We start from the raw sequence: 11,721 nt of genomic DNA, 5'->3' as shown, positions 1-11,721 counted from the left end.
TGCTAAATAAACGCTCTAAAATATAGGTAGCTTCATAAACGTTTTACTTGAATAACCCTTTACTTAACTCAAAATTGTCCTTTGTACCCTTAGATGGATGCCAAAAATCGGGTATCCTGGTTGAGGATCAGGTTTCACCGGAATAGTTGTCTAACTAAGGGGGTAGTAAAAGGCATTTTGCAGAAAATAAAGAAAAGTAAAAGACTATAAATAATCTTTGCTGCTCAGGTACTCCGAGCCAAAGTTTTAGTTCCAGTATGGGCAAAGGAACATCAGTAACGCTGAATGAGCTACTGTCTAAATCCTACCTGCACTCAGGCAAAAAACCCACAACACGCCGACTTTTGTCAGGCGTGCAGTTCTAAATTATTATTACTTGACCGCTATCGTGTGATCAAACCACTCGGTCAAGGGGGATTTGGAGCAACTTTCTTAGCAACAGATCAATCGTTGCCTGGTAAGCCGACCCGTGTAATCAAACAACTCCGCCCAAGTGCTAAAAGTTCAGAGATTTCACCGATGGCAAGGGATCTGTTTGAGCGAGAAGCCCGAACCTTGGGAGAAATTGGGAATCATCCCCAATTCCCACAGTTATTCGATTACTTTCAAGACAATGAGCATTTTTATCTGGTTCAGGAATACATTAGCGGTTTGACACTGCAACAGCAAGTCAGACGGTCTGGTTCATTCTCGGAAGAGGGAGTTAAACAATTTTTAAGTGAAATTCTACCACTCCTGCAATATATTCATCAGAAAAACGTAATTCACCGGGACATTAAACCAGCGAATATAATTCGTCGTGACCAAGACCGCAAACTGGTACTGATTGATTTTGGGGCTGTGAAAAACAGCCAAACCAATCCCTCCAATTCCTCAGACACAGTATTGACCAACTATGCCATAGGAACTCCAGGCTTTGCCCCTCCTGAACAAATGGCATTGCGACCTGTAATTGCTAGCGATATCTATGCAGTGGGGGTTACTTGCCTTTATTTGTTGACGGGTAAATCTCCCAAAGACCTCGATTATAATCCTTCTACTGGAGAAATAGTCTGGCAGACTAATGTCAACGTTAGTGACCACTTTGCTAAGGTTTTAAGAAAAATGCTGGAGTCTTCTGTCCGTTATCGCTATCAGTGCTCAGAAGACATCCTGAGAGCTCTTGACCTAGAGCCATATCTGGAGAGTTTAAACAAAAGCTTAGTGTCGCAACCCCTTGATGACGCTAATTCTCACTTCAACTCAGGGAATTTGGGTCCTGTGAATGGTTATTCATCCCCGTCGTCAGTTCAATCCCGAAGAATGGCAGAGCAAATTAGAGAATGGCGGGAGCGTCGGGGATTGAGCAATGGTCGAAGATCAGAACCTAAAAACGGTGGAGGTTTTACCAGTCACAGGGATTCTACAGCTGTGAGCGGTAGTAGGAGTAGCATTACAGGCAAGTCGAAGGGTAATGGCAAGTTGGAGGCGGAAACGTTATTAAAAGCTTACGGCTCTGGCAGAAGAGACTTTGCGGCTAAAGATTTGAGGGGACTTAACCTTAATAATGCCCAGTTATCTGGGATAATTTTCCGCCAGGGCAAACTGTTAAATATTAGTTTGAAGGGAGCGGATTTATCTAGTGCTAATTTTGGTGAAGCGAATCTCCATCAAGGCGACTTACGCAATGCCAATTTGGGTCGAGCTTACCTGAAAAAAGCTATTTTGACAGGAGCAGACTTGCGTGGGGCGAATCTTAGTTATGCTCATCTCGAAAATGCTAATCTGCGGGGAGCAAATTTGTGTGGAGCCAATCTTTCTAATGCCAAAGTTACTAAGGAACAGTTGGCACAAGCTAAGACTAATTGGACAACAGTACTTCCTACTGGTAAGCGGGGGTTTTGGTAATGTAGCAAGGGGAATAGGGAGTAGGCAAGAGGCAAGAGGCAAGAGCGAATAGGGAATAGGGAATAGGGAATAGGGAATAGGGAATAGGGAATAGGAAGAAAGAGATGCGATTATTTTTTGATGTTGCTAACCCAAGAAATGGTATTCAAAAAAACCATGCAATTTCCTAAATGTGATAGGAAAAAAACTCATCAATAGGGTCATCACAGAGGAAAACAAAGATATAAACAAAGATATCAATGTAACGAATGTGGTCGTCAATCGTCGAGCGATCACCAATACCCTCTAACCTTCGCACGACTGGCAGCGGGGATTGCACCGCCCTGTAACACAGCCGGAAGCCCCTCAATCGAAGCTCAACGATAACCTCGATTGCGCTGGCGAGATAACGTTCCGGTTTTAAAGTTTATCTAAGAGATCATCAACAGCAGTTGCACATTCCTTAATACGAGCAGCTACAACGGTAATATCGCGGTTGTAAATTCTGTGTTTTCCTTGGGTTAATTTAGATAAAGGTTTACCAAGATGTGCAGCCACGACACCGGAAGTATTAAAGTCTCGAAGTGGTATAGAGTAGTGATCGCGGAAATCTTGCATAGTCTCTATTGATTTTGAAGTTGCGGTGAAGCGATTCTTATTTTCTTGAAACTCTTTGAATAGAGTATCTGCTGTTGCATCTGATAATGCAGCAAAAGCTCCTGCAGTACCATCGTACTGCGTTAGTCTATTGCCAACGATAAGGTGAATTTTGGGAATCGAAATTCTTTTTTGTGGTGCCATTGCAGCAAAAGTCCACTTGCTATAGACAGGGTGAGGAGGAATTGTGCCATGTAGAAGGGTGAACATTGCTTGAGTGGCAATCCGAGATGAATCATCAGCGTTAACAGGAACAATCAGTTTTTCAACACAGGAAATAGCAACTTCTGTGTAAATGCTAAAACTGGGATTGGTATCAATAAAAACTAACCAATCTCCCCCCACTTTATCTGCTAATCCCTTATAGAATTCTTCTAAAATATTATGAACCCATATCCAGGGATCAACTCCAGGAACTAATGCGGGAAAATCGATTGCTTTGTTTAAAGCTGGTACAAGTAGTTCAAGATTTGGATCGCCGCATAAAAGATAGAGGTTATCGGGGATCTCACTATTAACTTTGTTTACCTGGGTCACGAAACGACTTTGATTTGGAAGTGATGCTCCTTGACCACTAGAAATAACTTCACTAAAGTACCCAGCGACAGTTTTTGCTACTGGCTGATGCAAACAATTCTCCATGAGTATATTTTCTCCTCCTGAGCCACCACCTAAAAGAATCAGAGAAGAGTTTGCTTGAGGACACATATCGATAACCAGAACTTTAGATTCCGGATTCTTTTCTGCATATCTTGTTGCAACATGAAACGTTATGGAGCTTTTCCCGACTCCTCCTTTATTATTCCAAATGGCAAAGCTTTCTTTAATCGGCATTAACTTACTCTTATGTGGCTCTTAATTTTGCAATAGATATAACCTAATTTATCACAACTCTGATTTATTTGCTACAAAAGTTTTTAAAAAACGGCTGGGTGGTGACAGGACAGGGTAAAAGCCTATATCGGAGCGGGTTTGACCTAACTGACTTCCTTGAAGATTGTTGGAAATTTGTGGGGGCAATTCTCTTGCACAGACGCTACAGGATCACTAGTTACCACTCCGATTCTCAATCAGCAGCGGTTCAAACCTGCTGGATCTCTTCACGAGTCCGAAGCTAATCCACCCTCTCCTTGGGCAATCCGAACACAAATTGGTAACGAAGCGCGGCGTTTTTGTCCTTAGAGGAATTGCAATAATTGTTGTAGTGAACTGGGAAACAATATCATTTTGAAAAATAATGACAGGACGAATACCTGCTTGCTCAGAACCTTGAGTTGGATTGAGATTAGCTACCCAGATATCGCTACGTTGATATTGATTTATCATAGCCTATCTTCTTGATCAAGACTTGCCCCAGAATCGCTCATTCCCACTTCAGCAAGAGCGCGATCTTCCTGGGCAAACTCATGAGAAAGGGCTTTTAACTGAGCAGGATCAAGAACAATCCGACAACGTTTATCTTGAAACTTAAGAAATGCAATAAAATCAGCGACTTGCTGAAGTTGTTCAGCAGTAAGTAGATCCAGGTCTTGCTTGATAGCTTCGGTGCTGATTGACATAGCAGTAACTTAGTACAGTAATGATTTATAGGTTATTGGCCAAAAATTTTGAATCTAGTAGGGCTGATGGCTGATAGCTGATACGCGACACGCTGATAGCTGAGGGCTGTTCGCGTAGCGTGCGCGTAGCGCATATGCTTACAGTTGACTGTACCTCATAAATACGACAAACGCTATCAACAAGTTTAGCTAGGGACAAGGTTCAATTGTCCAATCTTTAGGTTTCTCACTTTTATAACAGGACTGTTGACGACCTGCTTCTTTTAAATTCCATTTACCGGTAGATTGATCGAATTTAAACTGAAGTCGATAACGCCTGCCCCTAACTTTGTCATCAGGTAGATTCATCTGGGTCAGAATCACGATTTTCTCAAAAGCTTGCTGATCAATCACCTTGATTTCTTCAGTAAACTCACTCTTGACCGTTGCTTTGTTACCAAATAACTCTAATGCGATCGCTTCCGGATCATCTCCTATTCGCTTACCTTTGAACTCAGCTAGATTCAAGGGTTGATAACGAGATTTTTCTAACGCATCATCAGAGGGATTACAACCCATTAAGATTAAGCTAATAGTCAACCCTACTACTATAAGCGGTAACCTGTCTTTTCTATCCATGGTCATTTAAAATTAAATTGGTTATAGCCTTGATTTTATCAAACACGAATCAATTTTTGGCGTTGCTGATTCTGGGTATGGTTTCGCCCCCCTAGGGTGTGTTTTCAAAGTTTTCCGCAAGATATTAGATCCCCCCCAGCCCCCCTTATTAAGGGGGGAGCCATACTCAAAGTCCCCCTTTTTTAAGGGGGACCAACGGGGGATCTCGGAGTTTGAAGACACGCCCTAGCCCCCCAAGCGAGCAATCCCTCGCTTGGGGGGAACAAAACTCGGAAAGTCCCCCAAGCGAGCAATCCCTCGCTTGGGGGACCAACGGGGGCTTTAATAAAACCAGATAATCGCGCATTCATTCCTTCATTCAGCAACGCCCAATTTTTAATTGACGGCAAATTCAGTTTGCTGACGCATTTCGGGAGGATAGAAAGCTAAAACAATATTTTCTTTAGGAATGCCAGCATTAATTAAATCAGTAGTGATACCCGGTTCTATTCCATCATATTCAATATAAATTTTAGTATTTTTTAGAGTAATATATATTAGGTTTCCTCTGATTCTTTTTCCCTGTGACCATCCTACCTGCATTAATCCATAGTGCTCTCGTGTTTCGTCAAAAATGGGGTCAAGTCGGATGTCTCCATGAGAGGGACGAAATTGAGCGTATTTTAGAATAACTTGTTTTATTATTTCTCGATAGGTCGTTTGGGTATCCATTGTTTGACCTCTAATTGGAGGAAACCAATCCGATTGGATTTGCTCAGGGGAATAGGGACAGTGGTCAGGAAAGTCCCAATCGGAAATTCCGGTTTCATTAGCAGCATCGGCTCTCGCATCACCATAAACTTTTGATAAATCTGCCCAGTATCGCTTTAAACTAGGAGTATCTCTGAGATAGCGTTTAAGGTGATTGCGCTCTCGTTTGATCGTGATTTCCCAAGACCTAGACCGTTTTTCAGGTTGATATTCCCATTTCAACAGATGTTGAATCGTTAAACGAATAGAGCAGAAAAAGCGGTCTCGCTCTCGTTTACTCAAGTCTTCAATCTCTTCTAGGAGATTAACCCAGTCTACTTCACTATATCGTTCTTCTTTGATCAGGGAAACTTGTTGTTCAACCCATTGGATGATGTCAGTTTCATAGAGCATTTTTTCCTCCGAAATCTAACTAAACCTGTAGGTTGGGTGGAACGAACTGCTCCCGCTAACCCAACCTACGAATAACGCTAGTGTTAGACTGAACAGGACTGCCGTCAGCGCCTGCAAACCAAGAAACCTGGTTAGCAAATAAAAGGTGCTGCCAAATACCCCATCGGTAACACCAAAAGGAAAACCGCCCCACTAACAACGCCCCCACCCCCAGAAAAGGCATGGGGTTTGTCGTTGGGATTGCGAAAACCAATGATCTAGCGCTATGCTGTCACCCCTGTAATGATGCCAGACAGCAGACATGCCAATCAGCGTATGCAGCTTCAATATTCCCTTTGCTGCTGTGTAGGGTTCTGCTAATCCGGCTTCAATTTACCCAAAAATAACAGCAATAACCATAGAAATAGTCGCAAAAAATAAATTCTACCAACTTACCTCATACCAGGGATAATTAGGGGTAAAGTAGCCGATCGGGTCACCAAAGACCGCAAACAATATCATGGAAATCACAAAATGAACCACAATCGGAGCAATTGTCTTGGGATACGGCAAGTGGTGATCGTTGAGTGGGGCGAGATACTCTAGGATATTGTTCTCAATCAGGTCTCAATTAGGAATTGCTCTCAAACCTTACACTAATAAATCACACTAAAAGGATACTATAAAATTAGTTGGCATCTTTGAGATTAGAGCCATAAAAACGACCAGGTTCAGAGTGATAAGCAATAAAATAACATAAAATTGTTGTGGTTTGATGTCTTTCCAAAAAATCACTGCGATTCTCCTAATTTCTAGTTGGTTTACTTAGGTATAAATCCTCAAAAATGTGGATTTATTTTATTTAGCGGATAGTTTGGCAGATATATAGTTAGTGCAGGTTAATTTTTAACCCAACAACCATTTGTGTCAAATGAATTGTCTCAAATGACACGGTTTCAAAAGCAGGCAGCTAGCTCCAGTTAGTAGATATAGCCACTAGATAGAGCAAGTATAGCCAGACCTGAATTCAGATATATCACCTGGTCTTAGTATAGCCAGCTAACCCTAGGTGTTAGTAGATTTTTCAGGAATTTTTAAGATTTATTACAAAGCCAAAAAGGTTGACAATTTGTCTGATCTAATTTTGAGAATTTGTCTTGTGATAAACCTGATCACCTGGTGATCAATTAAACTAGTCGATATCAGGGATTTTAACTATAGCATTTCTCAGTTATCAATTGCTTAAGGTACTTTCGTCCTAGGTTTTAGGGAGTAGGGAGTAAGGAGTAGGGAGTAGGGAGTAGGCAGTAGGGAGTAGGCAGTAGGGAATAGGTACAAAATTATGTGTACCTCATTACTATCAGAACCGCTAGATAAAGTCTTGGTTGTATAAATTAAATGGCATTTGCTCTGGAAACTCTAGACTAGAACTCTGGACTAATTTTACTGATGGATTTAATTAGATGAAGAGTCAAACCTTTCTTCAACCCATTGACCGTACTGCTGGCGCAGTCATACTTATACTGAGTCTACTGATTGGTATATTACTGTGGACTGGCGATCGCACTGCCCCCAGGGTACGGAAATTTACGTGGCAAGATAAACAAGTCGGTGCGGAGGATAAAGCGTTTATCCTAACCTTCAGCCGTCCTATGGATCAGACTAGTGTGGAAACTAATCTGAAGATTGTTCCACCCATACCGGGCAAAATTAGCTGGGCTGGACGTAAAATGGCTTATACTCCGCTGCTCCCTTTACCCTATGGCACCGAGTATCAATTCCAGCTCACTGGAGCAGTAGATCAATTCGCTAAGCCTGGCAACAAGACTGCCATGGAACCGTTCAAGGCATCTTTCCGTACCCGTGACCGAGCCTTTGCCTATGTGGGTGTTCAGGCAGAAGAAAAGGGGCGATTAATTTTCTATAATCTCACTCGCCAACAAAAAACTATCTTGACGCCTCCAGATTTGGTGGTTATGGACTTTAAGTTCTATCCTGATGGCAGCCGACTTCTTTTCTCTGCTGTTGATAGTCAGAATCAAGAACAGGACTTGCTCTCGGCCAAATTATATACTGTGACCACGGGCATATCTACTCGTGCCCCAGCTCAAGCTCCCGTATCCTCAGACTCTGATGGGTTAGTTGAGCAGGTTCTCGATAGCAAAGACTACCAGAATCTGAAGTTTGATTTGTCTGCTGATGGTAAAACGATTGTGGTGCAGCGGGTCAGTCGGAGTAATCCTTCGGAATTTGGGCTGTGGACCATACAACCTGGTACCAAACCGAGACCATTAGACCATGAACCAGGAGGAGATTTTATGATTACTCCTGATAGCAACGCAATCGCGATGGCTCAAGGTCAGGGAGTGGGCATTTTACCCTTGACACCAAATGCTCAACCCCTAGACTTTTTACCGAAGTTTGGCATGGTCATAAACTTTGCTAAGGATGGTTCAGCAGCAGTGATGGTGAAGTTTAATTCTGACTATACGCGATCGCTATTTTTAGTCAAAAACCAGGGCTCTGAGCAAGAGATACTGCGCACCACTGGTTCTGTCCATAGTTGTGAATTCTCGGCGCAAAACCAGATTCTCTATTGTCTGCTCAGCCAACTCATTGCTGGGGAAGAATTCAAAGAAGAACCTTTCCTAGCAGCGATTAACCTTAAACCTAATGAAAAGAATGAGTATACCTTAAAGCGCTTGATAGTTTTACCGGAGCAACAGGAAGTTCATATGAGTTTGTCCCCAGATGACTTAGGCATACTCTTTGATCAACTGGTTCCTGAACGGTCATCTGAGGAAGGTTTGATCACTGATGAAGGACAAATAATTGCCAATGCTAGACTGTGGCTATTACCTTTAGTGGATGATACATCGTCAGATACTCCAGTGAAGCTGGAAGCGGAACCACTCCTAACTGGATTTAATGCTCGTTGGCTACCTTGAAGGTTAGCAGGTTGAAGGTTAGCAGGTTGAAGGTTAGCTGGTTTAAGGTTAGTAGGTTGAAGGTTAGTAGGTTGAAGGTTAGCTGGTTGAAGGTTAGCTGGTTGAAGGTTAGCTGGTTGAAGGTTAGCTGGTTGAAGGTTAGCTGGTTGAAGGTTAGCTGGTTGAAGGTTGGCTAGTTGAAGGTTGGCTGGTTGAAGGTTGGCTGGTTGAAAGTTAGTAGGTTGAAGGTTAGCCGGTTGAAGGTTAGCCGGTTGAAGGTGTTTTTTTTGGAAGGGTGTTTGGTTGTTCGCGTAGCGTGGCCTTTTGGCCAAGGGTGAAGGTTGGTAAAATAACCGAGCAACCTGTAACCTGTAACCTGTAACCTGTAACCAAACAACCTTGAAACCTTCAAACCTTCAACCTGTAACCAAACAACCTGTAACCAAACAACCTTAAACCTAATAACCTTCAACCTTAAACCTTCAACCTTCAACCATCAAACCTTCAACCTTAAACCTAATAACCTTCAACCTTCAACCTTCAACCTTCAACCTTCAACCTTCAACCTAATAACCTTCAACCTAATAACCTGTAACTTGACATCAAAAGACTATGGAAATTAATCAGTGTCTTCATGTTGCTGTTTTAGTTTCTGATTTGGAAAAGGCAGAGCATTTTTACGGTAATATTTTGGGATTATCTAAAGTTAATCGAGAGCTGAGATTTCCTGGTGCTTGGTACCAAGTTGGTCAATTCCAAATTCACCTGATGGTTAATCCTAATGCTAAAGTTGACCTAAAAAATCCTGAAAAATGGGGTCGTAATCCCCACATTGCCTTTAGTGTAGTAAATTTAGATGAAGCGAAGGAATGTCTACACGCTCATGGTTACCCGATTCAATTGAGCTCATCTGGTCGTGCGGCATTGTTTACCCAAGATCCAGATTGTAATATTATTGAGCTTAGTGAGATTAATAAGATTAGCACTTAGGGTTTAACGTAGGGATGGGGAGAATAAATGAAAACCATTGCCTACCTGTACAGCAATCCTCTACTTGACCCGGTGCCTGACCCAGAAGTTTGGGGTTTGGAGGTGGATCAGGTCTATCTAGATTTGGGAGGACGCCAGCAGTGGCAGCAGTTAGTTGCGGATTGCCAAGCTCAAGCTCCTGATTACTTGCTAATTCGTCGTCTGGAAGAACTGGGAGAGTGTTTGGCTGAAATTAGCGATCGCATTAGCCAAATTGAAACCCTCGGTGTTTGCTTGATTGCCACAGAGCAATCTTACAATTCTGCTCAGCTAACGGATGCTACCAACTACACTACAATTCGCGCTAGCTTACTGAAACTAATACACGAAATCCAGCAGGAAGTCAACAGCCGCCGCCTTCGGCAAGGACATGCTCGTAATCGCCTCAAAGCCTTACCTCCACCAGGAAAAGCCCCCTATGGCTATCGGCGGGGCAAAGACCGCTATCTAATTGACCGCAGTACTGCACCGGTGGTTAAGGATTTTTTTGAACAGTTTCTGCTTTATGGTTCCTTGCGGGGTGCAGTACGGTATTTAGAGCAAAAATATGGTAAACGGATTTCCGTGACTACCGGGCGTCGTTGGCTAACAAATCCGGTTTATCGGGGAGACCTTGGCTATCAAAAAAATGGTGAGGTCATTTCCGATACCCATAGCGCCATTTTGAATCGCGAAGAAGCCGCACAGATTGACCGACTGCTCAGGCGCAACCGACAATTACCTCCTCGTACCGCCAGTGCTCCCCGTTCTTTGGCCGGGTTAGTGGTTTGTGAGGAATGCCAGTCGGGGATGACCGTTGTTAGTGTTACTCAATATCGTAAAAACAAACAATATCTCTACCTACGTCCGATTCATTGTCCTAAGCATCCAAAATGCCGTGCTATTAGTTATGAACAGGTTTTGGAGCAAACTATTCAACTGATATGTCAGGAATTACCCCGTGCTGTTGCTGCTATGAATGCTCCCAGCTTGGATGGGGTGAAGGAATCCCTTAAGGGGAAAATTACTCAAAAAAAGGATAATTTAGAGCAACTACCTCTGTTAACCTCTAGTGGGGTGCTTGATCAAGACACTGCTGATTTACGAGCATACAAACTACGCACAGAAATTTCCCAATTACAGGAGCAGCTAGCTGCTTTGCCGCCAGTGAATTTAAAAGCGATCGCTAAGACAGTATCCATTCCTCAATTCTGGATTGATTTATCAGAATCAGAGCGTCGGTTTTACTTTCGGGAGTTTATTCAAAAAATTGAAATCCTGCGTCAGGTAAAAGAATTGCAGCTGCAACTTGTGTTTATTTTTTAGGTAAGCTATCAGCTATCAGCTATCAGCTATCAGCTCTCAGCTCTCAGCTCTCAGCTCTCAGCTATCAGCTATCAGCTATCAGCTCTCAGCTCTCAGCTCTCAGCTCTCAGCTATCAGCTATCAGCTCTCAGCTCTCAGCTATCAGCTATCAGCTATCAGCTATCAGCTATCAGCCAAAGGCCATGCTTGGCCTTTGGCCACGCTGCGCGAACGCGAATGGCTGACGGCTGACCGCTGACCGCACCTCAAGTAGCCTGCGCATAGCGCATATGCTTACTTTTTTAGGGTTGATCTTTTAGCCTAATATTGTCTAGTTTTTAGACTATAATTTGCCCAGCAATGGTGCTACTTATAGCTGGCACATTCAAGATATCATCAGTTGTACGCACCGACACATTACTCTTAGTTTAAGTAACGCCGTTTGGCGAGGCATCCTGTAAAGTTATCCAAAGATTAATTACATTAGCTTTCACTAAGCTAGTCCTGCTCAGGAATTTTTGTAAAATTAAATACAGAAAATAGTTAAAGTTTACCCATTGTCTGGGAAGATTTTGGCTCGAAGCAGTCTCAGCTAGGGTAGACGGGAATTTTTTTATCTTGATGACGAACTATGAAACTTTTAGAACCGCAGACCCAAA

At 42.8% G+C, this 11,721-nt stretch carries 9 protein-coding genes and 3 pseudogenes; 4 read left to right on the top strand and 8 right to left on the bottom strand.

The features are described 5' to 3' along the window. Positions 1-285: 285 nt before the first annotated feature. The gene (locus F6K38_RS16985) at positions 286-1,887 is read left to right on the top strand and encodes a serine/threonine-protein kinase (protein WP_287267229.1); all 1,602 of its coding nucleotides are present in this window, start codon (positions 286-288) and stop codon (positions 1,885-1,887) included. A 166-nt stretch (positions 1,888-2,053) separates the two neighbouring features. Here F6K38_RS16985 and F6K38_RS16980 read toward each other — a convergent pair whose 3' ends face one another. From F6K38_RS16980 to F6K38_RS44215, 8 genes and pseudogenes are all read right to left on the bottom strand, one after another. Then, on the bottom strand, positions 2,054-2,185 hold the full coding sequence (locus F6K38_RS16980) for a hypothetical protein (protein ID WP_287256370.1): 132 nt from the start codon (positions 2,183-2,185) through the stop codon (positions 2,054-2,056). A gap of 101 nt (positions 2,186-2,286) precedes the next feature. Continuing rightward, positions 2,287-3,357: a ParA family protein gene (locus F6K38_RS16975; RefSeq protein WP_287256371.1), complete on the bottom strand. Its 1,071-nt coding sequence runs from the start codon at positions 3,355-3,357 to the stop codon at positions 2,287-2,289. Positions 3,358-3,626: 269 nt separating this feature from the next. Further along, positions 3,627-3,849, bottom strand: a pseudogene (locus F6K38_RS44230) (type II toxin-antitoxin system PemK/MazF family toxin); the annotation flags it as partial. Then, on the bottom strand, positions 3,846-4,082 hold the full coding sequence (locus F6K38_RS16960; RefSeq protein WP_287267224.1) for a hypothetical protein: 237 nt from the start codon (positions 4,080-4,082) through the stop codon (positions 3,846-3,848). The gene F6K38_RS16960 and the pseudogene F6K38_RS44230, both read right to left, overlap by 4 nt. A gap of 189 nt (positions 4,083-4,271) precedes the next feature. Beyond that, positions 4,272-4,700, bottom strand: coding sequence for a hypothetical protein (locus F6K38_RS16955; RefSeq protein WP_131827199.1), 429 nt, complete (start codon positions 4,698-4,700; stop codon positions 4,272-4,274). Between the two features lie 375 nt (positions 4,701-5,075). Next, the gene (locus F6K38_RS44225; protein WP_502708085.1) at positions 5,076-5,411 is read right to left on the bottom strand and encodes a XisI protein; all 336 of its coding nucleotides are present in this window, start codon (positions 5,409-5,411) and stop codon (positions 5,076-5,078) included. Positions 5,412-5,447: 36 nt separating this feature from the next. Then, a pseudogene (locus F6K38_RS44220) lies at positions 5,448-5,843 on the bottom strand (DUF29 domain-containing protein); the annotation flags it as partial. Between the two features lie 55 nt (positions 5,844-5,898). After that, positions 5,899-6,431, bottom strand: a pseudogene (locus F6K38_RS44215) (DUF2231 domain-containing protein). An 854-nt stretch (positions 6,432-7,285) separates the two neighbouring features. Here F6K38_RS44215 and F6K38_RS16945 point away from each other — a divergent pair. The 3 genes from F6K38_RS16945 (at position 7,286) to F6K38_RS16935 (ending at position 11,083) form a co-directional block, all read left to right on the top strand. Continuing rightward, positions 7,286-8,770 carry an Ig-like domain-containing domain gene (locus tag F6K38_RS16945; RefSeq protein WP_009149271.1) on the top strand — a complete coding sequence of 495 codons (1,485 nt, stop codon included), beginning with the start codon at positions 7,286-7,288 and terminating at the stop codon, positions 8,768-8,770. Between the two features lie 591 nt (positions 8,771-9,361). After that, a complete protein-coding gene (locus F6K38_RS16940; RefSeq protein WP_009149275.1) occupies positions 9,362-9,739 on the top strand; it encodes a VOC family protein in 378 nt (125 codons plus the stop codon). A gap of 27 nt (positions 9,740-9,766) precedes the next feature. Then, a complete protein-coding gene (locus F6K38_RS16935; RefSeq protein WP_287267221.1) occupies positions 9,767-11,083 on the top strand; it encodes a recombinase family protein in 1,317 nt (438 codons plus the stop codon). The last annotated feature ends 638 nt before the right edge of the window (positions 11,084-11,721 follow it).

The organism is Moorena sp. SIO3B2, assembly GCF_010692525.1.
Lineage (GTDB): Bacteria > Cyanobacteriota > Cyanobacteriia > Cyanobacteriales > Coleofasciculaceae > Moorena > Moorena producens.
Note: the sequence above shows the minus strand (reverse complement) of the source record. Positions and strands in the feature narration are given on the sequence as shown.